The organism is Nocardioides sp. Soil796 (genome assembly GCF_001429525.1).
GTDB lineage: Bacteria > Actinomycetota > Actinomycetes > Propionibacteriales > Nocardioidaceae > Nocardioides.
This window is the reverse complement of the sequence record NZ_LMSQ01000021.1, coordinates 77,158-101,594: the sequence shown is the minus strand read 5'-3', so window position 1 is coordinate 101,594 and position 24,437 is coordinate 77,158. Positions and strand designations below refer to the sequence as shown.

Here is a 24,437-nt window from a genome sequence, read left to right as displayed (position 1 = left end):
CATGGTCGAACTCGTCGCGGACTGCGGCAGCTGCGCGGGGCTGTGCTGCGTGGCCCTGCCATTCACCCGCTCGGCGGACTTCGCTTTCAGCAAGGAGGGCGGCGAGCCCTGCCGTAACCTCGACTCCGGCTTCGGCTGCTCGGTCCATGACCGGTTGCGGCCGCTGGGCATGGTCGGCTGCACGACGTACGACTGCTTCGGCGCGGGCCAGGCCGTCACCCAGCGCCTGTACGACGGGCAGACCTGGCGGTCCCACCCCGAGCAGTCCCGCGACATGTTCGAGGTGTTCGGCAGCATGCGCCGGCTGCACGAGATGTTGTTCTACCTGGGCGATGCGCTCGGCGCACTGTCCGACGACACCGCCACCACCGACCTGCGCGCACGACTGACCGCGATGGTGGCGACCACCGAGGCGCTCACCCACGGCACGCCGTACGACGTCCTCGGGGTGGACGTCGACGCGCACCGGCTCGAGGTCGCTCCCCTGCTCCGGGAGGCCAGCGACTCGGCCCGCGGGCAGCATGCCCGGGGTGCCGACCACGCCCGGGTGCGTCGGGACGACCTGGCCGGTCAGGACCTGGCCGGCCTCGACCTCCGGGCCACAGACCTGCGCGGCAAGCTGATGATCGGAGCCGACCTGCGCGGGTCCGACCTACGTGGAGCCGACCTGCTCGGCGCCGACCTGCGTGGCACCGACGTGGCCGGTGCCGACCTGAGAGACGCCCTGTTCCTCACGCAGATGCAGGTCAACGCCGCACGCGGCGACGCCGCCACGCGATTCAGCGAAGCGCTCACCCGACCGTCGCACTGGTCCTGACCGGGCTCTCAGGAACCTCTCAATTCGGCTCCGTACGGTGATCGTTCAATTGTCAATCACCTCGGAGGTAGACCGCATGAAGTTCCCACTCGGGACCCGTTCCACCACTCCCGGCCAGGACGCCGTCCTGCTGCTCGTGAGATTCGTCCTGGGGACGGTGATGGTCGCGCACGGCTGGCAGAAGCTCGACCAGCAAGGGCTCGCCGGCACGGCCGACGGCTTCGCGGCGATGGGGATTCCCTTCGCGAGTGCGGCGGCAGCCTTCGCCATCGCCCTCGAGATCGGCGGCGGTGTCCTGATTGCCCTGGGGGCACTCACCCCGGTGATCGGCGCGCTGTGGGCGCTTCACATGGCCGGCGCCTGGTGGTTCGTGCACCGGGACGCCTTCTTCGCGGCCGAGGGCGGCTACGAGCTGGTGCTGGTGCTCGGCGTGCTGGGGCTCCTGCTGGCCGGAATGGGAGCCGGACGCCTGTCGGTCGACGGCCTGCTCACGCGTCGACGGCCGGTCGACCGCCAGCCGGAGCTGCGCGCGAGCTGAGCCGTCACCGGTGCACCGTCGGCGGGTCACCGGGCCAGCAGCACCAGAGCGGCCAGCGCCACCAGCCAGCTCGCGAAGCTGCCGACCAGGAAGTACTCGGTGAGCTGGTGGATGCGCACCTGGTCCTTGCGGGAGGAGAGCTCGGGGAAGCGCAGCAGCCCCTTCGCGGCCACCACGATGCTGGCCGCGGTGACCTGCCCGGCCAGACCGAGGGAGAGGATGAACACCCTCTCCATCGGGCCGAGCAGGCGGCCACCCTTGAGCTGCACCTCCGGGTCGGACGCGGTGCCGTGCTTGGCCGGGTTCAGGGTGCCGGTCACCGCGAGGACGAGGCGGACCAGCACGTTGCCGGTGCTCAGCTGCACGCCCAGGGCGCCGAGCAGCAGCAGCGCCCGGTCGGCGTCCATGCCGGCCAGCAACGGCAGGCGTACGTCGTCCAGCCAGCGCTGCAGCAGCCCGCCGGCCTCACCGGCCAGGCCGGAGAAGAGGATCGCGGCGGCCAGCGCACCACCGAGCACGAGCAGCGGCACCGCTGGTCGGCCGCGACCGAAGCCGAGGGTGACCGTGCGGCCCCAGGCCAGCACGACTCCCGCGATGACCACCAGCGCGACCAGGTCGAGTGCTGAGGTGAGCCCGGCGACGAGTCCGAGGACGACCACCGCGAGGGCGCCGAGGCCTTCGGGCAGCCAGGCCCGCGGGCGGATCGAGAAGGACAGGTCCGTGAGCGCCACTCCGATGAGCAGCAGTCCCAACCAGCTCACTCGATTCCTCTCAACTGTTCGTCGATGGCCACCACCAGTGCGATGCCGTCGTGGCGCACCCGCTGGGAGACTGCCGAGGCGGAGACGCCCTCCGTCTCGGCGACCTCTCGTTGGGTCTGTCCGGACAGCAGACCACGCAGCACCGACAACGACCTGGCCGACATCGCACCGACCAGGCCGTCGCGCCCCAGCAGGGCTGCGTTGATCGCCGCCGCGTCAGGACGGGCGGCGTCGTCGGCCACCTCGAACGCCGTACGCACGCGACCCAGCGAGGCCCGGCCCGCGTCGGTCGACACCCGCACGATCGCCTTGCGTGCCGCCCACCAGCCCGGGCCGTCCTCGATCCGCGGGGACGTGCCGAGCACCGTGACCGCACCCCAGCCGAGTCCGTGGCGCACGTCGAGGTCGGGCAGCAGGGCCAGGCGCAGCCGCAGCGTGGCGGCGAGCGCGTCACCCAGGCGGGCGAAGGTCGCCTGGTACTCGTCGCCGGCCGTGATCCACAGCGGCACGGCGGGCGACAGTTCCGTGTTGACGTCGGCCAGGGCCTCCTCGAGCCGGGCGTGCACGACCGCCCGGTCGTCGGGGACCCGCGAACCGACCACGTCCCCGATCAGCGTGACGGTGGCGTCCTGCTTCATTCCGGCCATATGAAGAAGATACCTTCTTTTTCATGGAATGCAGCATATTGCTTCACTGTCGAGGTGGGGCGCCCGGGACTCAGTTGAGGGTGCGCATCGTCGGCGGTACGCCGCCTCCGGCGTGGACCGCCTCGACCAGCTCCTGGAGAGCCGTCAACGCCACCCGCTGCGACATCGGGCCGTAGGACACCCGGGCCACGCCCAGCTGCTCGAGTCGCGCCAGCGCCGGACCGCCCGGGATGCCGATCAGGGTGAGGCGCTGCGGGCCGAACGCGTCGACCAGTGCCGAGACCTGCTCCTCGTCGAGCTTGCCGGGCACGAACACCACCGGCGCACCGGCGTCGAGGTAGGCGCGGCCCCGTTCGATCGCGTCGGCCAGCACCTCACCCTTGTCGCGGTCACCGGCCTTGACGAACGCGTCGGTGCGGGCATTGAGCACGAAGTCGACACCCTCGTCGGAGGCCACCTTCATGATCGCCTCGACGTTGGCCACGGCCTCCGCGAGCGGTCGCATCTGGTCCTCGATGTTGGCGCCCACGACACCGACACCGATCGCCTTGCGGACCGTCTCCGCCGGGTCGCCGTACCCACCCTCGAGGTCGGCCGAGACCGGCAAGGACGTCGCCGCGACGATGCGGCGGCACTCCTCGACCATCTCGTCGACGGGAATGTTCTCGCCGTCCTCGTAGCCGCGGGAGGCCGCGATCGAGTGGCTCGCGGTGGCGAGCGCGGTGGTGCCCTCCACGCCGGCGACGGCCTTCGCACTGATCACGTCCCAGACGTTCACGACGGTGAGCAGCTTGGTGTCCTGGTGGAGGCGCAGCAGCTCGGCGCCCCGGTCAATTGTGGTTTGGTCAGCCATGGCGCCGACGCTACTCCGACGCACCCAAGCTTGGCTCGCGGCTCAGTGGGTTCCACCACCTCCTGTCGCGGGCGTGCCGATCCGGAACGGCAACACCAGCACCGGGTTCTCGAACTCCGACAACCGCACGCTCACCTCGACCTTCCACTCCCCCGGCTTCGGCAGGGTGACGGTGCCTCTCCACCGGCCGGGGCCGTCCGGTGTCAGGTCGAGGACCAGGTCCAGCCCGTCCGTCGTGGCGCGCACCCGCGGGTCGGCGTACGGCGTGACCGGCGTGCCGGCCTCGTCGAGGACCTCCAGCCGGAATCCGGTCGTGCCGGTGACCACGCTGTCCAGCGTCATCCGCAGCGTGTGCTCCGACGCCGACGCCTCGGCCACCGGACTGCCGCCCGGTTGACCGGTCGCCTCGGACGCCGCCGGGCCCGGCACGGCGAACGCGGCCGGCGTCGCCAGGGCCAGCACCAGTGCGGCGACGAGTGCGGGCCACCGGTTCGGGCGGCGTACCGCCGAGACCGCACCGGCGGCCGCCACCACCGCCAGGGCCACCAGCAGTCCGCGCCAGGTGAGCCAGCCGTCGACCCAGTGCGTCCAGTCACGCAGGCCGACCCAACCGGCACCCTCACGCACGGCAGCGAGGGGTACGACGAGCACCGCGGCGGCCAGTGCGACCAGCCAGCAGGCCTCGAGCCACCGGCCGGCGCGACCCAGCAGGAGGAGCGCGACCAACCCGAGCACCGCGAGCGCACCGGCTGCGAGGGTCAGGCCGTGGGCGAACGACAGCCCGGTCGTCACCGGTGCGGCGAACGCGTCGTTCGCCGTGCTCCCCGGGGTCGGCGCGCCCACCGCGAAGGTGAGCGAGCCGTTGACCTCGTGGCCGTCGGCCGAGGTGACCGCCCAGGCCACCACCACCGTGCCTTCGGGAAGCTGACCGGTGGGAGTGATCTCGACGTCGCGGTCGACCGTGTCCACGTCGACCGCGACCTCCTCGCCGGTGCCGGTGAAGACGTGCGTCTCGGCGGCACGCGCCACCACGCGCTCGTTGAACTCGAGGGTGATCCTCGCGGGGGCCTGCGCCACGACCGCGCCGGACCCGGGCGTGCTGGCGACCAGCTGGGCATGGGCCGAGGCCGGCCCGGCCCCGAGCGCCACGGTGGCCAGCGCGAACGCTGCGGTCAGCAGTAGCCGGACCACCCGGCCACGCCCACCGCGGCCGGCGGGCGTGGACCGGTCGAGTCGTGTGTTCACGCCTTGCGGCTGCGGGACAGGGCGGTGCCACCGGCGAGCAGGCCGAGCAGCCCGACCACCAGTCCGGCGATGGCCAGTCGGCTGACCCCGTCGTCGGATTCCCGGTCCGACGCGTTGCCGGAGTCGGCGTGCGACTCCGCGTCGGTGATCACGACGTTGGGTGCCGGCGCCTCGAGCTCCTCGGCGTCCTGGCCGTCCGCGGGGACCTCGGTCCAGGCGGTCTCGCCCTTCACGCAGGTCTGGATGGTCGGGAAGTCCAGGGTCGCGCCTGCGGCGTCGGGCAGCTGCACCGAGACCTCGAAGGTGTCGCGCTGGCCGTCGGGCAGTGGCGTCTTGGCGGTGTAGACGATCTGGCCGACCCGCTCGGTGATCTCGTTGCCGTGCGCGTCCTTGATCGGGGCGTCCAGGTTCTCCATCACCTTCTCCACGTCGTAGAACGGTTGGCGGGTCGGGGTGGCGGCCACGATCTCCTCGGGCAGCTGGATCGCGACCTTCTTCGTCGGTGATCCGTCGCAGCCGTGCGGAACGCTGAAGGTGAGCACCGTGTAGGCGCCGGCGGCAGTCTCCGAGGCGGTGACGCTGACGTGCGCCGAGGCCGCGCCGGCCCCGAGCAGGAGGGTCGCCCCCACGGCGGGCAGCAGGGCGAGTCGGGCAATCGTGCGTGAGAGGTTCATGTGCTTCCTATCGGGGAGTTGAAGAGGGGGTGGGGGTGGGCGCCGTGTCGAAGAAGCGGGACAGCGCGGGCACCCGGCGTACGAGCAGGTGGTCGAAGGCGAGCACCACCAGCAGGGACAGGCCGAACAGCGGCAGCAACAGGCCGAGTACGACGACCGCGACCAGCAGGAACGGCGAGGCCCGTAGTGGCATCCGGCCGCGCGGGGCTCCGACCGATCCGCCCGGACGACGTCGCCACCACATCAGGGGTCCGGTGATGCAGGACGCGATGATCGCCAGGCACATCAGGGCCGAGCCCCAGAACGACCAGAGGCCAAGGCTGCGGCCCTCGTGCAGGCCGATGCCCTGGGCGACGACCTTGGCCAGCGCCGGGTAGTCGTCGTAGCCGTAGGTCGACTCGACCTCTCCCCCGAAGCGCCCGACGTGCACGGTCCTCTCGTCCGACGGGGCGTCGAAGGCGTAGCCGATCACCGAGTAGACACCGTCCTCGGAGGCAGGGAGCGCCACGGTCATGGGGTGCCGCAGACCCTGCTCCGAGGCGATCTCGACGGCGGTGTCGAGGTTGGCCCGGCTCGAGCCCTCGTGGCCACTCGACCTCGGGACCTCGGTCTTGCCGCTGCCCCACGGCACCTCCTGTGCGTGCGAGTGCGGCAGCGACTCGTCGAGCGTCGAGGTGGGGTCCGAGACCGCGCCGGGGTCGGTGCTCCACATGGAGGTGCCCCGGTCGGTGGCCAGCTCCTGCACCTTGGCGCCGAAGATGCCGGTCCAGGGCAGCCCGGAGGCCAGCAGGAGCAGCAGTCCCACCCCGGCGACCAGGCCGATCCGGCCGTGCCGGGAGCGCAACGAGCGGGGTCGTCGGCGCCGCGCGGCCCGGCCCTTCGAGTAGAGGTAGTAGCCGGTCAGGGCCATCACGAACGCCCAGCTCGCGGCGAGCTCGATCAGGTGGTCGCCCCACTTGCCGACCATCAGGTCACGGTGGATGCGGACGGCGTAGCCGCTCAGCGTGGTGTCGGGGTTGATCGCGCCGAGCACCTCCGCACCCCATGGGTTCACGTAGAGGTCGCGCGCCTCGCCGGAGCCGGTGACGATGGAGAACCGCGTGCTGCTGCCCTCGTCGTCGGGCTCGGTCATCGAGATGATCGTGGCGTCCGGGTAGGCGCGTTCGACGGCCGCCTCCTGCGCGGAGTACGGCTGGGTGAAGTCCATGTCGGCCGGCTGCTCGACCGTCATCACATCGGCGTGCAACAACGGTTCGAGCTGGAAGCGGAACAGGTAGATCAGTCCGGTGCTGGCCAGCACCAGCAGGATCGGCGCGACCAGGAGGCTGGCGTAGAGGTGCCACCTCCAGAACGCCCGGAACCATCCGGGCGAGGCAGCGCGCGCGGGTCGCCCCCGTGGGGGGTCGCCGTCGGGGCGCGCTGCAGGTGGATCGATCTGCAGGGTCATGTCTCTCCTCAGGGACACGTGCGTACGCCGCGGCGGCACCGGGTCGTCGTACGACGACATGGCGGTGCGCGGGCGCGCGGGTGCGCAGGAAAGGCGCATCCGTTGGATGCGCAGGGTCGGGTCAGGCCGGGAGGAGAGCCGGCGGACCGCGGCGTACGACGCTGCGCGCCAGCGTCGTCAGGTGAGGAGGAGCCGACCGCTCGAACGCGGCCGGAGCGGCAGCGAGCGGTGCCGGCAGGGCCAGCCCGGCCAGCAGCTGGCGCAGGGACGGTACGACGACCGCCGCGGCAAGTGCGAGAAGGGTCCAGATCGCACGTTCACCGACGGCCAGCCACAGGCCGACGAGGGCCGCGGCGCACAGGTGGAGCACCATCATCGGGGCGTGCGCGCCGGTCATGTCGGCGATCAGGTGGTGCATGGCGTGGGGCAGGGCGAAGTCGGACTGCACCTGCGGGCGAGCGGCGGCGTACTGCTCCATCGGCGACCCGGAGCCGACCAGCGACTCGGGCCGGGCCGGCGCGACCGGGGCCGTGCCGACGGTGTGCGCAGCGTCGCCGGCGTGACCGGAGGTCATCGTCAGCATCGCGTGCACGACGGTCTGGCCGCCGACGGTCAGCGCGACGATGCGCAGCGTGGTGGCGGGTCGACGCAGGAACCAACCGAGCCCCACGGCTGCCAAGAGATAGAACGCGACCAGGGTCGGCACCGAGGGCAGCAGGCCGTTCGCAGCCACGTGCGCCACGACGCCGGTGCTGAGGGCGACGAAGGCCAGCACGGCGCCACGCACCCGCCGCAGCAGCGGCCCCGCGGTCCCGTTCACGTCGCGTATCCTCCCACAGCCCGAAAGTCCCTGACGTGTCCGCGGGTGTCAGCAGGTGGGCGGCGAGGCGAGGTCACGGTCGACCGACTTGAGCAGGAAGACCCGCACGTGGCAGTCGTCGTAGACCAGGTCGTAGCGGTCGAGGATCACACCCCCGATGCGTTCGGCGGGGTCCAGGCCCCAGGCGTGCAACGGGAAGACCTGCATCAGCCAGGTCGGCGGGTGGTCGCCCTGCAGCACCCCGATCAGCTCGTCGAGGTCGGGGTCGAGCACCCGGATCGGCAGGCTCCACAGGTGTTCGTACGGCGAGCGCAGCCCGCTGGCACGTTGGGCATCGGCGCGACCGTAGAGCGTCGTCGCGGTGTCACCGGGCTCGGCCGAAGCCGCCACGAACTCGCCGAGCACGGTCAGCCGCGGCGTGCCGTAGTCGGCCATCTCCCTGGCCTCGGTCGGCGTCACCCAGAGCGCCGAGCCGATCACGTAGACGACCACCGGGAGCACCAGCCAGCGCCTGCGCGCGAGCGGCATCGTCAACCCGACCGCCAGCGCGAGACCGGGCGCGAGGCCGAGCAGGTAGTGCGTCCAGAAGTTGCCGCCGACCAGGATCCCGACAGCCTCCACCGCGATCATCGCGGCGACCGCCCACCCGAGCGCACTGCCCCGGAACCGACCGACCAGCGCCACGACGACGAGCACGATCAGCATCGGGATGATGCCGGAGAGCCAGGCGTCCTCCACGATCGCCGCGGTGCGGTTCTCGATGCCGGTGCGGTGGCCCGCGCGGATCAGCGACGACGCGTCACCGCGGAAGCTGATCGCGGCCACCCACAGCCCGTTCACGCCCGTGGGGGCGCTGAACGCCCAGCCGACCATCATCCCCACGCCGCCCGCGATCCCGGCCAGGCCGGCCAGCAGTCGGCGTGCGACGTCGGGCCAGGTGCGTTCCTTGCGGAGACCGGCGACGACCAGCACCACGAACGCGAAGACGAGGCCCTCGGCGAAGTTCTGCTTGACCGCCATCGCGAGCAGGCCGACCAGCCCGGCGGCGGCCGACCAGGCCAGCGCCCGACCGCCCTCGTGGCGTGCGGCGATCGCCGCGCAGAGCACGCAGCCCATCACGAACGGGATCGCGAACGCCTCGCCGTTGGCGACCGGGGCCCCGACGGCGGGCGTGATCGAGAACGCCGCGGCGACCAGGGCGGCCCAGCCTGCGGCACCGCCGAGTCGGCGTACGGCGCAATAGGTGAGCACCACGAAAGCCATGAAGAACGCGGCCACCATCCAGCGGATCGCCTCCACCGTCCCGATCGCGGCCGCCACCATGAACAGCCAGATCAGCATCGGTGGCCGGTCGACCCAGTAGTGGCCGTAGAGGCCGTCACCGCCGCGGTGCAGCAGGTCGTCGGCGACGAGGTAGAAGCCGGACTCGTCGGGGGTGATCGGCCAGTCCCACAACACGATGCGGCCCGCGACGACCACCAGCAGGGCAAGCCACAGCGGCCAGTGGCAGCGCAGCGCACCCACACTCGATGTCAACACGTGTCCCCCGTCTTGGTCCCGGTGCAGGCCTCGTCAGCGGTGAGGTCAGCCCCAGAAGATCCGCTCGACCACACTCCGTGCACGGCGTGTGGTGCGCAGGTAGTCGTTCACCATGGCGTCGGATTCACCCGCAGAGTAGCCGAGGACCGAAGCCACCGCCGCACGCTCCCGCGGGTCGCGCGGGATCTGGTCGGAGGCCTTGCCCCGCACCAGGGTGACCGCGTTGCGCATCGAGCTGACCAGGCGCCAGGCCGCGTTGAGCGCCTCGGAGTCGTCGGCGTCGAGGAGCTCGGCCTCGGTGGCGGCCCGCAACGCGTCCAGGGTGCGCGGGGTCTGCAGGCCCTCGTGCCGTCCGGCATGCAGCATCTGCAGCAGCTGGACGGTCCACTCGATGTCGGCCAGTCCCCCGCGGCCCAGCTTGAGGTGCGTGTTCGGGTCGGCCCCGCGGGGCAGGCGTTCGTCGTCGACGCGGGCCTTGATGCGGCGCACCTCGATGACGTCGTCCTCGGTGATCCCGTCGACCGGGAAGCGCAGCGGGTTGATCAGCTCGGTGAAGCGCCGGCGCAGGTCCTCGTCGCCGACGACCGCGTCCGCACGCAGCAGGGCCTGGAACTCCCACACCCGCGACCACTTGGCGTAGTAGCCCCGGTAGGACTCCAGGGTGCGCACCAGCGGCCCCTGCTTGCCCTCGGGTCGCAGGCCGGCGTCGACCTCGAGCGGCGGGTCGGAGGCCGGGACGGCGAGCATGCGGGTCAGCTCGATGACCACCGCCTGGGCGTACGACGCCGCGACCTGGGGCTCGACGCCCGGCGCCGCCTCGTGCACGAACATGACGTCGGCGTCGCTGCCGTAGGACAGCTCGAAGCCGCCGTACCGCCCCATGCCGATGACCGCGATGGCGCTGGCCGGCGCGTCGAGGCCACGCTGCGCCACGACCGCGCGATGTGCTGCGGAGAGGGTCGCCTCGAGGGTGGCGTCGGTGAGGTTGGAGAGGCCCGCGCCGACCGCGACCACGTCGAGGTTGCCGACGAGCTCACCGGCGGCGATGCGCAGCAGCTCACGGCGCCGGATCGCCCGGATCGCCAACGCGGCCTGGTCGGGGCTGTCCTTGCGTCCGGCCGAGGCCAGCATCTCGGTGGTCAGCGCCTCGGCGCTGAGCGGGGTGAGGTCCGTGCCCAGCAGCTTGACGCCGGTGGGCTCGCGTTCGAGCAGGTCGGTGGCGAAGCGCGAGGTGGCCAGCAGCTGCGCCAGCCGCTGGGCGACCTCACCCTCGTCGCGCAGCGTGGCGAGGAACCAGTGCGTCGCGCCCAGGGTCTCGCTGATCCGCCGGAAGCCGAACAGCCCGGCGTCCGGGTCGGGGGCGTCGGCGAACCACTCGAGCATCGCCGGCAGCAGGGTGCGCTGGATCGCGGCCGTCCGGGAGACACCGTTGGTGAGGTACTCCAGGTGCCGCAGCGCAGCCTTCGGGTCGAGATATCCCAGTGCAGACAGGCGTTGCTCGGCCGCGTCGGCAGAGAGCCGGATCTCCTCGCCGGGGATCCGGGCCACCGCGCTGAGCAACGGCCGGTAGAAGAGCTTCTCGTGCAGGCGCCGCACCTCTCGGCGGTGGTGGCGCCACTCCTTGTCGAGCTCCACGACCGGGTCCCGCAGGTAGCCGATCGAACGTCCCAGCCGTCGCAGCGAGGGTTCGTCGTCGGGCAGCACGTGGGTACGCCGCAGCTGGTGCAGCTGGATGCGGTGCTCGAGCTTGCGCAGGAACGCATAGGCCTCGTGCATCGACTGGCCGTCCTCGCGCCCCACGTACCCGCCGCGGGTCAGCTGCGCCAGCGCGCTCAGCGTGGTCGGCGCGCGGACACCCTCGTTGGTGCGGCCGTGCACCATCTGCAGCAGCTGGACGGCGAACTCGACGTCGCGCAGACCCCCGGAGCCGAGCTTGAGCTGGCGTTCGGCCTCGTGGCTCGGAATGTGGTCGAGCACCCGGCGACGCATCGACTGGACGTCCGTGACGAAGCCGTCTCGGCTGGCAGCGGACCACACCATCGGGGCGATCATCTGCATGTACTCGCGACCCAGCGCGAGGTCACCGGCGACCGGTCGCGCCTTGAGCAGGGCCTGGAACTCCCACGTCTTGGCCCAGCGCTCGTAATAGCCGCGGTGGCTGGCCAGGGTGCGCACGAGCGGACCCGACTTGCCCTCGGGGCGGAGGTTCGCGTCCACCGGCCAGATGGTGCCCTCGGCGGTGTGGTCGGAGCAGACCTGGATCAGCTGGGCGGCGAGCTGGGTGGCCGCCCGGTTGGCCACGCCCTCGTCGGCTCCCTCGGCCGGCTCGAAGACGAAGATCACGTCGACGTCGGAGACGTAGTTGAGCTCGTGGCCCCCGCACTTGCCCATGGCGATGACCGAGAGCCGGGCGGTGGCCGCGGTCTCGCCGACCCGGGCGCGGGCGATGGACAGTCCGGCGTCGAGGGTGCCGGCGGCCAGGTCGGACAGCTCGGCGGCGATGTCGTCGACGCCGACGCCGTGGGCGAGGTCGCGGGCGGCCATTCGCAACAGCACCCGGCGGTACTCCACCCGCAGTGCGTCGACCGCCTCGGTGTCGTCCATCGCCGAGACCGGTTCCGCGTCGGCAGGGTCGGCACCCACGGCGCGCAGCAGGGCCTCCCTCACGGCGTACGCCGCCGGGCGGGTGTTGCCCAGGGTCGGGTCGGTCAGCTCACGCCAGTGGTGGGGATGGGTCACCAAGTGGTCGGCCAGTGCGCTGCTCGCGCCGAGCACGCTGAGCAACCGCATCGCGGTTCCCTCGTCGTCCACCAGCTCCTCCAGGAAGTCCTGGCGGCTCTCGCCCGCGTCGCGCTCGACGGCGTCGGCCAGGTCGACCAGGGCGTCGAGTGCCGCGTCGGGATCGGCGGTGCGGTTCAGGATCGCCAGCAGCGGCGGGCCCTGCTCCCCCAGCTCGGCCAGTCGCGCCGCTGAGGTCTCGGGGTCGCTGAATCCCTGCCGGATCAGCTCGCCGCGTCCGACTGCCCGCGGCGTCATCCCGCCGACCCGTCGCCAGTTCTTGCCGACCCGTCGCCAGTTTGGCGTCGATCCATCCGCTCGCGCGCCAGCTGCGTGAAGTGCTCGGCCATCGGGCGCCAGGCCGCGTCCAGCTCGGCCCGGGCATCGGCGATGGAGCCGATCAGTGCCGTCTGGTCGAGGCCACGCGCCAGATGCGCCTCACGGTCGCCGTCCGCCCAGGCCGCCACGATCTGCTCGTCGGCCTCGGGGTGCAGTTGCACGCCCCAGACGGAGTCGGCGAACCGCACGACCTGCACCTCGTCGTCCGGGGTCGCCGCCAGCAGCACGGCGCCGTCGGGCAGCTCCGAGACGATGTCGTTGTTCCACTGGATGCCGCGCAGCCCGTGGGGTCGGCCGAAGACCCGGTCCTGCGCCGCGGCAGGCAGCCATCCGACCGGCAGCACGCCGACCTGCTGTCCACGCGGGTTCACCTCGACGCCTCCGCCGAGGGCGACCGCGACCAGCTGATGGCCCAGGCAGATGCCGAGGGTCGGCACCCCCGTGTCGGCTGCGTCGCGCACCAGGTGCTTGAGCGGCGGGAGCCACCAGTACGCCGCATCGTCGTCGGCTCCCATCGTGCCGCCGAGCACCACGAGTGCGTCGTACGCCGCGAGGTCGGGCAGTGCGTCACCGACGTACGGCCGCCACACCTCGACCCGGGCACCGGCCTCCTCCAGCCAGTCGCCGAGGTGGCCAGGCGGGCACTTCGCCTCGTGCTCGACGACGAGGACCAGCGGCTGCGTCACGGGCTCAGATCACCGGCAGCATCTGGTCCCGCTCCCAGGCCGAGACCTGGCCGCGGTAGGCCTCCCACTCGGATCGCTTGTTGCGCAGGAAGTAGTCGTAGACGTGCTCGCCCAGCGTCTCGGCCAGCAGCTCGGAGTTCTCCGCGACCTTGATCGCCTCGGCCAGCGTCTTCGGCAGCGGCTCGATGCCGAGGCTGTTGCGCTCGCGCTCGTTGAGCGACCACACGTCGTCCTCGGTCTCGCGAGGCAGCTCGTAGCCCTCCTCGATCCCCTTCATGCCGGCGGCCAGGATCACCGCGAACGCCAGGTAGGGGTTGCAGGCGGGGTCGATGGTGCGCAGCTCGATGCGGGTGGACTGGCCCTTGTTGGGCTTGTACATCGGCACCCGGACCATCGCCGAACGGTTGTTGTGTCCCCAGGTGATGTACGACGGCGCCTCGCCGCCGCCGATCAGCCGCTTGTAGCTGTTGACCCACTGGTTGGTGACACAGGTGATCTCGCTGGCATGGCGGAGCATCCCGGCGATGAACTGCCGGCCGGTCTTGCTGAGCTGGTATTCGGAGCCGGCCTCGAAGAACGCGTTGCGGTCACCCTCGAACAGCGACACGTGCGTGTGCATGCCCGAGCCCGGGTGCGTGGTGAACGGCTTCGGCATGAAGCTGGCCCAGATGCCCTGGCTCAGTGCCACCTCACGGATCACCGTGCGGAAGGTCAGGATGTTGTCGGCGGTGCTCAGCGCGTCGGCGTACCGCAGGTCGATCTCCTGCTGGCCGGGCCCACCCTCGTGGTGGCTGAACTCGACGGAGATGCCCATCGACTCGAGCATCGTGATCGCCTCGCGACGGAAGTCGGAGCCGTGCGACTGCGCGGTGTGGTCGAAGAACCCGCTGCGGTCGACCGGGATCGGGTCGTCACCGGAGTTGGGGGTGTCCTTGAAGAGGTAGAACTCGATCTCGGGGTGGGTGTAGAACGTGAACCCCTTCTCGGCCGCGGCGCTCAGGGTGCGCTTGAGCACGTAGCGCGGGTCGGCGTACGACGGGCTGCCGTCGGGCATCATGATGTCGCAGAACATGCGCGCCGTCGCGGGCCCCTCGCCGCCACGCCACGGCAGGATCTGGAACGTCGACGGGTCGGGCAGCAGCAGCATGTCTGCCTCGTAGACGCGGGCGAATCCCTCGATGGCCGAGCCGTCGAACCCGATGCCCTCGCTGAAGGCGCCCTCGAGCTCGGCCGGAGCCACCGCCACGGACTTGAGGAAACCGAGGACGTCGGTGAACCAGAGGCGGACGAACCGGACGTCGCGTTCTTCGAGTGCGCGCAGCACGAAGTCTTCCTGCTTACCCATGGACCCAACTATGGACCATCGCCTGTTACACGCGTGTGACACGCCACCAGTTGGTGCACGCGGAACATCCCCGTCACCTGATGACTGGGATGTTCCGCGTAGAGGTCGGGCGCGGGGGTCAGCGTCAGCGCACGGGCTGCTGGAGCTCGATCACCCAGTCGGCGGAGGGATCGGCCGGCGACGAGAGGTAGAGCTCCCGGCAGGTGCCGGAGGCGTGCAGGCCCTGCTCGGTCAGGTGCGCGCCCAGGGCCTGCCAGCCTTCGGCGATGCGGTCGATCGGCCCCGTGTACGTCGCCACGACGGCACGCGGCACCGCAGGCAGCGTGGCCGGCTCGGCACCCTCGACGTCGAGGCCCGCCGGGCCGCAGGCCGCGAACCGGATGCCCTCGTCGCCCACGTCGTACCAGGCGACGCTCGGGTCGAAGCCGGTCCCCTGCCCTGCAGCCGCCGACGCGAGTCGCGCGAAGAGCGGTCCGATGACCGGTCCGATCTGGGGCTGCTCCGCCACCGAGGCGGTCAGCTGGGTGACCTCCAGCTCGGGCAGGTTCTTCTCCGTGTAGTTCATCTCCATGATGTGTCCTTCCATCAGTCGGAGACGCCGCTCCACCTCGTCGAGGCGGGTCCGGTTGGCGGTGATCTCGTCGGCCAGCTCGGTCCGGCGCTGTTCCAGTCGCTGCTGGAGCAGGTCGGGCGGGCCGTCGAGCATCTCTCCCACCACCTCGAGACTGAAGCCCAGCTCCTTGAGGGCCACCAGCTGGTGCGCGCGCCGCAGCAGCGACTCGTCGTACCGCCGGTAGCCCGAGAAGGGGTCGACCTCGGACGGGGCGAGCAGTCCGACCGCGTCGTAGTGACGCAGCATCCGCACTGACACCCCGGCGAAGCGGGCGAAGTCTCCGATGTTCAACATGACGGGATCACTCCACGGCCTGACACGGTGTCAGGGTCAAGAGCCGTCGCGCGGAACGTTCTCCAGCTCGGCCAACCAGGCAGTCGGCGACGCGTCCGACGGCATCCGCCAGTCACCGCGCGGCGACATCGTGCCGCCCGCGGAGACCTTCGGGCCGTTGGGCAGCGCCGACCGCTTGAACTGCGACGCGAAGAACCGCGTGATGAACACCTCGAGCCACTTGCGTACGACGGGCAGGTCGTAGGCCGCACGACGGTCGGGCGGGAATCCCGGCGGCCACTCGCCGACCTCGGCGTCCTGCCAGGCATGCCAGGCCAGGAACGCGATCTTGCTCGGTCGGGCGCCGCCGCGCAGCGTGTGGAACAGCGAGAAGTCCTGCAGCGCATAGGGGCCCACGGAGTCCTCGGTGGCCTGGGGCTTCTCGCCCTCCTCGGTCGGGATCAGCTCGGGAGTGATCTCCTGCTCGAGGATCTCGCGGAGCACGTCGTTGATCTCGCCGCTGGAGTCGTCGGCGGCGAACTGGCCGCTGTCGATCACCCAGCGGATCAGGTGCTGGATCAGGGTCTTCGGGACCCCGGAGTTCACCGTGTAGTGGGACATCTGGTCGCCCACGCCGTACGTGCACCAGCCCAGCGCGAGCTCGGAGAGGTCGCCGGTGCCGAGCACGATGCCGCCACGGTGGTTGGCCAGCCGGAAGAGGTAGTCGGTGCGGAGGCCGGCCTGCACGTTCTCGAACGTGACGTCGTAGACCGACTCGCCGTCGGAGTACGGATGGTCGAGGTCGTCGAGCATCTGCGTGGCCGCGGGCTTGATGTCGAGCACCTCGAAGGTGACGCCGAGCGAGGTGGAGAGCCGCGTGGCGTAGGACTTCGTGGTGTCGCCGGTCGCGAAGCCCGGCATGGTGAACGCGTGGATGTCGGTGCGCGGCCGGCCCAGCCGGTCCATCGCCTTGGCCGCCACGATCAGCGCGTGCGTGGAGTCGAGCCCGCCGGACACGCCAATGACGACCTTCGGCTGCCACGAGTCGCCGCCGATCGCGCGCAACCGTTGCTCGAGGCCGGAGACCTGGATGTTGTAGGCCTCGTAGCAGTCCTGGGCGAGCCGTTCTGCGTCGTCGGGCACGAACGGGAACCGGTCGACCTTGCGCCGCAGGCCGATGTCACCGGTCGGCGGCTCGAGGGTGAACTCGACGGTGCGGAACGACGAGAGCCGGTCCTCGTGCGTGCGCCGGTTGTCGTCGAACGTGCCCTGCCGCAGCCGGTCCTGGCGGATCCGGCCGAGGTCGACGTCCGCGACGCTGCGCCGCGCGCCCTCGGGGAACCGCTCGGTCTCCTCGAGCAGCTCGCCGAGCTCGTAGACCATCGTCTGGCCGTCCCAGCTGAGGTCCGTGGTCGACTCCCCCTCACCCGCCGCCGCATAGAGGTACGCCGCCAGGCAGCGCGCGCTCGCCGAGCGCACCAGCAGCCGGCGGTCCTCGGCCCGGGCAACGGTGATCGGCGAACCCGACAGGTTGGCCAGCACCGTCGCGCCGGCCAACGCGGCCTCGGCACTGGGCGGGACCGGCACCCACATGTCCTCACAGACCTCGACGTGCAGCTTGAGGTCAGGCAGGTCGGCAGCGCTGAAGATCAGGTCGGGACCGAACGGCACCTCGTCGCCACCGAGCGTGATCCACTCGTCGCGGCGGTCGTCACCCGGCGCGAAGTGGCGGCGCTCGTAGAACTCCCGGTAGGTCGGCAGGTAGGACTTCGGGCTGACCCCGAGCACCGATCCACGGTGGATCACCACGGCACAGTTGAGCACCCGCGTGCCCTGCACGAGCGGGGCGCCGACCACGATCACCGGCAGCAGGTCCTGCGAGGCCTCGACGATGTCGTCGATCGCGGACAGCGTCGAGGCGAGCAACGTGTCCTGCAGCAGCAGGTCGTCGATGGCGTAGCCGGTCAGGCACAGCTCGGGGAACAGCGCGACCGCGACACCCTCCTCGTGGCACTCCGTGGCCTGCGCGATGACGGTCGCCGCGTTGGCCGCCGGGTCCGCGATCGAGACGGGCACGGCGCAGGCGGCGACGCGGGCGAAACCCTGGGCATAGGCAGAGTAGAAGTCCACGTCCGTGAGTCTATGGGGTGGCTGCCGCTTCCCGGCGACACCTCAGACGGGCCCGAAGTTCCCGCATTTCGGTGTCGCCACCGAGCATCAGCGGTCCTAGCGTCGGGACATGCGAACGGTCGCCGTACTCGGAGGGTCCGCCGTCGGCTCCGTGACGGCACTGCTGTTGGCGCGCACCGGCTGGCAGGTCACCCTGGTCGACGACGAGTTCGACCTGTTCTCCACGCCGTCACCGCAACTTCGGGCACGTCCGGGAGCACCTCACACCGTGCAGGCACACGGGTTCATGGCCCGCACCCTCCACGAGCTGACCACCCGGCTGCCCGACGTACGACAGGCCCTGCTGGATGCCGGCGCCCCGCTGATCACCTTCGCCTCGATGGTGCCGCCGCACTGGGTCGACGGCGGGCGGCCGGGTGACGAGCAGCTGGACTGCCTGCGGGTACGCCGACTCACGCTGGACCGGGTGCTCGGTGAAGCCGTGGCCGGTCAGTCCGGGATCAGGCGGGTCGACAGCCGGGCCACCGGCCTTCTGCTCGACGAGTCCGGACCGGTGCCCACCGCGACCGGCCTCGGGCTGGAGGACGGGAGCTCTGTCACCGCCGGCCTCGTCATCGACGCCGGCGGACGCCGCTCGCCGATCAGCCGGTGGCTGGCCGATGCCGGCATCGTCCAGCCCCAGCGGGTCGACCCGTGCGAGGTCATCTACTACACGCGTCACCACCGCGTCGTCGGCGATGCACCGAGGCTCAACGCAGGCTTCGCCCAGATCCACCAGTTCCCCAGCTTCATCTCGCTGCTGTTCCTGGGCGACAACGACACCGGCATGCTGGCGATGTCGACACACGGCAAGGACCCACTGCTCAAACGGCTGCGCCACGATGCCGCGTTCTCCGCGGTGATGGCGGCGATGCCCGGCTTCGAGGAGTGGGCCGTCGCCCTCGACCCGATCGGCTCGGTGTTCTGCCTGGGCGCACTCGACAACCGGATGCGCTTCCTGGTCCGCGACGGTCGGCCCGTGGTCCGGGGGCTGCACCAGGTCGGCGACGCGCTGTGCATGACCAACCCCACCCGTGGCCGAGGTCTCTCGATGGGGCTGGCGGCAGCCGGTGCGCTCTGCGACCTGCTCGGCGACGAATCACTCGACCCCGACGACCTGGCCCTGGCGTACGACGCGTGGCAGCAGCGCGTGCTGGCGATCTACTACCGGGAGACCGCCGCGAGTGACGTCACCCTCGACCGTCAGCTGCGGGCCGGGCTGGCCGGTCAGGCGATCCCCCGCAACGCTCCGGGGATCGAGCTGCCCGAGGGACATCCGGTGACCTCGGAGGACCTTGACCGCGCGGCGGACGCCGATCCGGACCTGCTGAGAGCCACGTTCCGGGCGACCATGTTGCTCGATGACGAGCGCGTCATCGCCTCGGAGAGGGTGGCGGCCCGCACCCGGGCGGTCCTCGACGCGCTCCCTCCCTCGCCCGGGAGGCCGTCCCCGCCGACGGACGGCTTGCACGACCGGTCAGTGCTGGAGGCCGTGCTCGCCCCCTACGCCTGACGACCGCGCCCTCAGGAAAGCGACGTACCGGTGGGCGCCCGCGGGCCCGGCACCACGGCCGCCTCCGGCGTCCGGTGCTGGCGTACGTCGATCAGCCGCAGCCCCACGCCGCGCACCGCGTCGATCTGGAGCGGACTGTCGAGCTCGTGCAGCTTGCGGCGCAACCGCTTGACCACCGACTGCACGTGTGACCGGTCGCCCAGGTGGTCGTTCCCCCAGACCCGTCGCTGCAGGTCGGCGAACGGCTGCACGTGCCCGACCTCCTCGAGCAGGCAGAGCAGGAGGTCGTGCTCGAGGGGTGAGAGACCGACCTCGCGGTCCTGCCAGGACGCGACCCTCCAGTCCGAGTCGACCTCGAGCCCGAACAGGGCCGGTGCCGGACGCGCCGGGCGCATGGGCAGGGCCTGCGGAGGAACCGGCGGCACCGACCGCAGGGCCGGCTCGACCGCCGGGAGGCCACCGAGGATCTCGAGGGCCTCGGCCCGGGTGGCGACCATGACGACGGCGGCGCTGGTGCCGATCGCCTCGGCGATGCGGAGGCGGTCCTGGGCGGATGCGGCGATCGCGAGCACGACGGGCGCAGCATCAACTGGCGACGGGTCGTCCTGACCCACCACCCGGATCGGCCCTTCTCCCCGAGAGAGAGGCATCCCCAGCCTTTCGTCAGTTGCATGACGCTGCTGCTTCACCTTCACCGAACGTCTCGCTGAAAGTCAAGGAAGCACGAGGTTCTTCCGATAAACGGGCGCTGTTCCGGAAATGCCCACGTGCTGCCCACATCCGACCCTGACCTGCCCGGATCCACGCGTTGTGGCCGTCCCGGTGCGTCCCTAGCGTCTGATTGCACCGGCCAACTTCTCACGGGTCCCATTTTTCGGGGTTCCGTCTGGCCGGTGCACACGAGCTCATCCGGGGACGTGCTCGCGCCCCCGGCCAACTTCTCGGAGGGACGCACCATGTCATCGACAAGACGTCGGTCCCTGCTCCGGATTCGGAGCGGACCGGCACGTGCCCTGGCCACAGGGCTGGCGACCATCGCAGTGGTGGCCGCGTCACTGAGCCTGATCGGCACGGCCGCCTCGGCCACACCGGCGGCTCCTGACTCGGACAAGATCAAGCCCAAGCTGAGCAAGCAGCTGGACGAGAAGGGCGAGGCCACCTTCTGGGTGCGCTTCGAGATGCCCGACCTCAGCGCTGCCCAGAAGATCAAGGGCTGGGACAAGCGCGGGCAGGCGGTCTACGACACCCTGACCGCCGCGGCCGAGTCCAGCCAGAAGGACGCCCGCGCGATCCTCGACAAGGACGGCGCCGACTACAAGTCCTTCTGGGCCACCAACGCGATCCGCGTGCAGGCCGGCAGCGAGGACCTTGCCGCCGAGCTCGCCGCGATCAAGCAGGTCGACGGCCTCTACCCGACCTTCGACTACCGCCTCGAGAAGCCCACGAAGGGTGAGCGGATCCACGCGGCCCAGGCGGTCGAGTGGGGCGTGGCCAACATCAACGCCGACGACGTCTGGAACGAGTACGGCGTGCACGGCGAGGGCATGGTCATCGCCAACATCGACACCGGCGTCCAGTTCGACCACCCGGCGCTGGTCAACCAGTACCGCGGCAACAACGGCGACGGCACGTTCGACCACAACTACAACTGGTTCGACGCGCAGGGCACCTGCGACGGCGCACCCTGTGACGTCGACCAGCACGGCACCCACACGATGGGCACGATGATCGGCAGCGACGGGGCCGACAACCAGATCGGTGTCGCACCCGGTGCGAAGTGGATCGCGGCCAACGGCTGCTGCCCGTCCGACGCGGCGCTCATCGAGTCCGGCCAGTGGATGCTCGCACCGACCAACCTCGAGGGCGAGAACGCCGACGTCACCAAGCGTCCCAACATCGTCAACAACTCGTGGGGCACGCAGGTGCCGAGCAACGACCCCTTCATGGAGGACGTGCTCGAGGCCTGGGCGGCGTCCGGCATCTTCGGGACGTGGTCCAACGGCAACAACGGGAACGGGTGCCAGACCAGCGGTTCGCCGGGAAGTCGCACCTTGAACTACTCCGTCGGCGCCTACGACGTGAACAACACCATCGCGGGCTTCTCCAGCCGCGGCGTCGGCCAGGACGGCGAGATCAAGCCGAACATCTCGGCCCCGGGCGTGAACGTGCGCTCGAGCCTGCCGGGCGGCAACTACGGCGCCTTCAACGGTACGTCGATGGCGGCACCGCACCTCGCGGGTTCCATCGCACTGTTGTGGTCGGCGGCTCCCTCACTGGTCGGTGACATCGACGCCACCCGCGCCCTGCTCGACGGTTCCGCCGTCGACAAGGCCGACTCCCAGTGCGGCGGCACCGACGACGACAACAACGTCTACGGCGAGGGTCGTCTCGACGCCCTGGCCCTGGTGCAGGGCGCTCCGGTCGGCGAGACCGGAACGGCGACCGGCACCGTGACCGACGAGGCCACCGGCGACCCGATCCAGGGTGCCGACGTCACGCTCGAGGGGGCGACCAGCAGGTCGCTCACGACCGGCGCCGACGGCACCTACTCGGCCCGCCTCACCGCGGGCGACTACACCGCGACGGTGGCCAAGTTCGGCTACCAGACGGCCACCGCCGACCTCACCGTCACTCCAGACACCACGACCACGCAGGACTTCGCGCTGGTCTCGGCGGCAGCAGTGACCCTGAGCGGAACCGTCACCGACGGCAGCGGCCACGGTTGGCCGCTCTACGCCAAGGTCACCGTTCCCGGGGCCGACCCGGTCTTCACCGACCCGGCGACCGGCGAGTACTCGATCGAGGTGCCCGGCAACGCGTCGTACGACGTGTCGGTCGCCGCGCAGTACCCGGGCTATGTGGCGGCCACGCAGACCGTCGAGGTCGGTGGCGATGACACCACCGCCGACATCGCGGTCGAGGTCGACTCCTCCACGTGTGCCGCCAAGGGCTACGCGTTCAACACCGACGGTGTGACCCAGGACTTCAACACCGGAGAGCTCCCCGACGGCTGGACCGTCGAGGACGCCGCCGGCACGGGTCAGGTCTGGGAGTTCGACGACCCGGGCGGCCACGGCAACCTCACCGGTGGTGACGGCGCGTTCGCGATCATCGACAGCGACAACTACGGCAGCGGCGGCACGCAGGACACGTCGCTGGTCAGCCCGGTCGTCGACATGAGCGACGTGACCTCACCGGTGGTCGGCTTCAAGCAGGACTACTACAACCTGGGTGACACCGCCGACGTCGACGTCAGCATCGACGGTGGCGAGAGCTGGACGAACGTGCTCAGCCAGTCCGACTCCGCCCGGGGACCGCGTGAGGACGTGATCCAGCTGCCGACGGCCGCCGGACAGTCCGCGGTCCAGGTCCGGTTCCACTACTACGAGGGCAGCTACGACTGGTGGTGGCAGGTTGACGACGTGTTCGTCGGCAGCCGCACCTGTGACCCGGTCGAGGGTGGGCTCGTGGTCGGCAACGTCTCCAACTCCAACGACGGCGCGGCCATCAACGGCGCATCGGTCACGAGCCAGGACAACGCCGACGTCAAGGCGACCACCAGGCCGACGCCGGACGACGAGAGCCTCGCCGACGGCTTCTACTGGTTGTTCTCCCCCGAGACCGGCAGCCACAAGTTCGACGCCACGTCGAGTGGCTACGAGGTCGTCACCAAGACGGTCGACGTGGCCGCGGACGGCGCCGTACGCCAGGACTTCGAGCTCGGCTCCGGTCACCTGACCGTCACCCCGGGCAAGGTCCAGATCGAGAAGCAGCTGGGCAAGCCGGCGGTCACCAAGCAGGTCGAGGTGACCAACGACGGATCCATCCCGGTGCACCTGGAGTTCAACGAGCTCAAGGGCGGCTTCGTGATGCTCGGCGCCGACGGCAGTCGCACCAAGGCTGCCGACCTGATGAAGGCGGACGGCGCCCCGCTCCAGCGGATCAAGGCTCCGGTCTCCTTCGGCAGGACGGCGTCGAAGAAGATGTCCACGAACTCGGTGGCACCGCAGGCCGTCGCTCCGCACGACGACCCGTGGACCGACATCGCCGACTACCCGTCCAACGTGATGGACAACCGGGTGGTCCACGTCGACGGCATCGCCTACTCGATCGCCGGTGGCGACGGGTCTGCGTCGTCCTCGTCGACGTACGCCTACGACCCGGCTGCCCTGGCATGGACCGCCAAGGCCGACCTGCCGGGGGCCCGCAACGCGGTGTCCGCCGGCGTGGTCGACGGCCAGATCGTGGTCACCGGCGGGTGGGCGGACGGCGGTCCTTCGGCCTCGACGTGGGCCTACGACCCGGGTGCCGACTCGTGGACCGCGAAGGCCGATGCCCCGGTCGAGCTGTCTGCCTCCGGTCAGGCGGTCGTCGACGGCAAGCTGTACGTCGTCGGTGGCTGCACCACCGACAGCTGTACGCCGATGTCGAACGACGTGGCGGCGTACGACCTGGCCAGCGACACGTGGCAGACCCTGGCCGACTACCCCTCGGCAGTGGCGTTCGCGTCCTGCGGTGGTGTGGACGGCAAGGTCTACTGCACCGGTGGCAACGGCGGGGCTGCCGGCACGGCCGACAGCTACGTCTACGACCCGGCCGCGGACGCGTGGACCGAGCTCGCGGATGCCCCCGTCGACACGTGGGCCAGCCAGTACACCGTCGCGAACGGGATGCTGGTCGTCAACGGCGGAGTGCAGGCGGGCGCGATCAGCAACCGCACGTTCGCGTACGACGTCGCCGGCGAGGCCTGGGTGGACCTGCCGAACTCCAACACCCCGCGCTACCGCGGTGGCGCGTCGTGCGGCGTCTACAAGATCGGTGGCTCCTCGGGCAGCTTCAACGCCGAGGTGGACAGCGAGATGCTGCCCGGCATGGAGGACTGTGGCGCCAGTGCCGCGGACGTCGAGTGGCTGTCCGTCTCCCCGGCCGTCGCGATCCTGGCTCCCGGCCAGTCGGTCAACCTGAAGGTCACCATGGACCCGAACGTCGCCCAGCCGGGCACGTACACCGCGGGTGTGGCGATCAAGGAGGACACCCCCTTCAAGGTGGAGCCGGTCGACGTGACCATGGTCGTCAGCCCGCCCCGCTCGTGGGGCAAGCTGGCCGGTCGCGTGACGGGCAGCTCCTGTGCAGGTGAAGGCGCACCACTGGCCGGAGCCACCGTGCAGGTGAACTCGGGTGAGTCCGCGTGGACGTTCGAGAGCGCCAGCGACGGCACGTACGCCTACTGGTTCAACTCGATCTACAGCCCGCTGCAGCTGATCGCCGCCAAGGACGGCTACCAGCCGCAGGTCCGCAAGGTGAGGATCCGGGGCGGGCAGACCACCGCCGCCGACTTCACCCTGAAGAAGGCGGGCTGCTAGTCATCCATCAGTAGACA

Annotated in this window: 18 protein-coding genes; 4 read left to right on the top strand and 14 right to left on the bottom strand. The window is 70.8% G+C overall.

The window, feature by feature from the left end; all coding sequences use genetic code 11:
* Window position 1: 1 nt before the first annotated feature.
* Window positions 2-817 carry a pentapeptide repeat-containing protein gene (locus ASH02_RS23320; protein ID WP_235532663.1) on the top strand — a complete coding sequence of 272 codons (816 nt, stop codon included), beginning with the start codon at window positions 2-4 and terminating at the stop codon, window positions 815-817.
* 76 nt (window positions 818-893) lie between these two features.
* Window positions 894-1,355, top strand: coding sequence for a DoxX family protein (locus ASH02_RS23315; protein WP_056687622.1), 462 nt, complete (start codon window positions 894-896; stop codon window positions 1,353-1,355).
* 26 nt (window positions 1,356-1,381) lie between these two features.
* Here the strand turns inward: ASH02_RS23315 and ASH02_RS23310 are convergent, their stop codons facing one another.
* From ASH02_RS23310 to ASH02_RS23250, 13 genes are all read right to left on the bottom strand, one after another.
* Complete coding sequence (locus ASH02_RS23310) at window positions 1,382-2,116, bottom strand: hypothetical protein (RefSeq protein WP_056687624.1); 735 nt, start codon at window positions 2,114-2,116, stop codon at window positions 1,382-1,384.
* Window positions 2,113-2,763 (bottom strand): SatD family protein, encoded by a 651-nt coding sequence (locus ASH02_RS23305; protein WP_235532664.1) that lies wholly within the window; start codon window positions 2,761-2,763, stop codon window positions 2,113-2,115. The genes ASH02_RS23310 and ASH02_RS23305 overlap by 4 nt, the downstream gene beginning before the upstream one ends.
* A gap of 70 nt (window positions 2,764-2,833) precedes the next feature.
* The gene (locus ASH02_RS23300) at window positions 2,834-3,616 is read right to left on the bottom strand and encodes an isocitrate lyase/PEP mutase family protein (protein ID WP_056687628.1); all 783 of its coding nucleotides are present in this window, start codon (window positions 3,614-3,616) and stop codon (window positions 2,834-2,836) included.
* 42 nt (window positions 3,617-3,658) lie between these two features.
* Window positions 3,659-4,861: a copper resistance CopC family protein gene (locus tag ASH02_RS23295; protein WP_056687630.1), complete on the bottom strand. Its 1,203-nt coding sequence runs from the start codon at window positions 4,859-4,861 to the stop codon at window positions 3,659-3,661.
* Window positions 4,858-5,535: a YcnI family copper-binding membrane protein gene (locus ASH02_RS23290; protein WP_056687632.1), complete on the bottom strand. Its 678-nt coding sequence runs from the start codon at window positions 5,533-5,535 to the stop codon at window positions 4,858-4,860. Before ASH02_RS23290 ends, ASH02_RS23295 begins: the two co-directional genes overlap by 4 nt.
* Window positions 5,536-5,542: 7 nt before the next feature.
* Window positions 5,543-6,982 carry a PepSY-associated TM helix domain-containing protein gene (locus ASH02_RS23285; RefSeq protein ID WP_056687634.1) on the bottom strand — a complete coding sequence of 480 codons (1,440 nt, stop codon included), beginning with the start codon at window positions 6,980-6,982 and terminating at the stop codon, window positions 5,543-5,545.
* Window positions 6,983-7,103: 121 nt separating this feature from the next.
* A complete protein-coding gene (locus tag ASH02_RS23280) occupies window positions 7,104-7,802 on the bottom strand; it encodes a hypothetical protein (RefSeq protein WP_056687636.1) in 699 nt (232 codons plus the stop codon).
* Between the two features lie 48 nt (window positions 7,803-7,850).
* Window positions 7,851-9,341, bottom strand: coding sequence for a hypothetical protein (locus ASH02_RS23275; protein WP_156393763.1), 1,491 nt, complete (start codon window positions 9,339-9,341; stop codon window positions 7,851-7,853).
* A 45-nt stretch (window positions 9,342-9,386) separates the two neighbouring features.
* Complete coding sequence (locus ASH02_RS23270; protein ID WP_056687640.1) at window positions 9,387-12,377, bottom strand: bifunctional [glutamine synthetase] adenylyltransferase/[glutamine synthetase]-adenylyl-L-tyrosine phosphorylase; 2,991 nt, start codon at window positions 12,375-12,377, stop codon at window positions 9,387-9,389.
* A complete protein-coding gene (locus ASH02_RS23265; RefSeq protein ID WP_056687642.1) occupies window positions 12,374-13,144 on the bottom strand; it encodes a type 1 glutamine amidotransferase in 771 nt (256 codons plus the stop codon). The genes ASH02_RS23270 and ASH02_RS23265 overlap by 4 nt, the downstream gene beginning before the upstream one ends.
* Before the next feature lie 4 nt (window positions 13,145-13,148).
* Window positions 13,149-14,489: a glutamine synthetase family protein gene (locus ASH02_RS23260; protein WP_056687643.1), complete on the bottom strand. Its 1,341-nt coding sequence runs from the start codon at window positions 14,487-14,489 to the stop codon at window positions 13,149-13,151.
* Window positions 14,490-14,613: 124 nt separating this feature from the next.
* Entirely contained in the window at window positions 14,614-15,396 is a 783-nt protein-coding gene (locus tag ASH02_RS23255) for a MerR family transcriptional regulator (protein ID WP_056687645.1), read from the bottom strand.
* 36 nt (window positions 15,397-15,432) lie between these two features.
* Window positions 15,433-17,505 (bottom strand): NAD(+) synthase, encoded by a 2,073-nt coding sequence (locus ASH02_RS23250; RefSeq protein WP_056687648.1) that lies wholly within the window; start codon window positions 17,503-17,505, stop codon window positions 15,433-15,435.
* 109 nt (window positions 17,506-17,614) lie between these two features.
* Between ASH02_RS23250 and ASH02_RS23245 the strand changes: the two genes are divergently transcribed.
* On the top strand, window positions 17,615-19,057 hold the full coding sequence (locus ASH02_RS23245; protein WP_056687650.1) for an FAD-dependent oxidoreductase: 1,443 nt from the start codon (window positions 17,615-17,617) through the stop codon (window positions 19,055-19,057).
* An 11-nt stretch (window positions 19,058-19,068) separates the two neighbouring features.
* On the opposite strand, the gene ASH02_RS23240 is transcribed toward ASH02_RS23245, so the two are convergent.
* Window positions 19,069-19,707 (bottom strand): helix-turn-helix domain-containing protein, encoded by a 639-nt coding sequence (locus ASH02_RS23240; protein ID WP_082564115.1) that lies wholly within the window; start codon window positions 19,705-19,707, stop codon window positions 19,069-19,071.
* 393 nt (window positions 19,708-20,100) lie between these two features.
* Between ASH02_RS23240 and ASH02_RS23235 the strand changes: the two genes are divergently transcribed.
* Window positions 20,101-24,420, top strand: a complete 4,320-nt coding sequence (locus ASH02_RS23235) for a S8 family serine peptidase (RefSeq protein ID WP_235539109.1) — start codon at window positions 20,101-20,103, stop codon at window positions 24,418-24,420.
* Window positions 24,421-24,437: the final 17 nt, after the last annotated feature.

Excerpts from the sequence above, each read along its gene's own strand:
- ASH02_RS23315 (WP_056687622.1), top strand. The coding sequence starts at position 894 with ATGAAGTTCCCACTCGGGACCCGTTCCACCACTCCCGGCCAGGACGCC.
- ASH02_RS23320 (WP_235532663.1), top strand. The coding sequence starts at position 2 with ATGGTCGAACTCGTCGCGGACTGCGGCAGCTGCGCGGGGCTGTGCTGC.
- ASH02_RS23270 (WP_056687640.1), bottom strand. The coding sequence starts at position 12,377 with ATGACGCCGCGGGCAGTCGGACGCGGCGAGCTGATCCGGCAGGGATTC.
- ASH02_RS23300 (WP_056687628.1), bottom strand. The coding sequence starts at position 3,616 with ATGGCTGACCAAACCACAATTGACCGGGGCGCCGAGCTGCTGCGCCTC.
- ASH02_RS23240 (WP_082564115.1), bottom strand. The coding sequence starts at position 19,707 with ATGCCTCTCTCTCGGGGAGAAGGGCCGATCCGGGTGGTGGGTCAGGAC.
- ASH02_RS23305 (WP_235532664.1), bottom strand. The coding sequence starts at position 2,763 with ATGGCCGGAATGAAGCAGGACGCCACCGTCACGCTGATCGGGGACGTG.
- ASH02_RS23285 (WP_056687634.1), bottom strand. The coding sequence starts at position 6,982 with ATGACCCTGCAGATCGATCCACCTGCAGCGCGCCCCGACGGCGACCCC.
- ASH02_RS23260 (WP_056687643.1), bottom strand. The coding sequence starts at position 14,489 with ATGGGTAAGCAGGAAGACTTCGTGCTGCGCGCACTCGAAGAACGCGAC.
- ASH02_RS23255 (WP_056687645.1), bottom strand. The coding sequence starts at position 15,396 with ATGTTGAACATCGGAGACTTCGCCCGCTTCGCCGGGGTGTCAGTGCGG.
- ASH02_RS23245 (WP_056687650.1), top strand. The coding sequence starts at position 17,615 with ATGCGAACGGTCGCCGTACTCGGAGGGTCCGCCGTCGGCTCCGTGACG.
- ASH02_RS23290 (WP_056687632.1), bottom strand. The coding sequence starts at position 5,535 with ATGAACCTCTCACGCACGATTGCCCGACTCGCCCTGCTGCCCGCCGTG.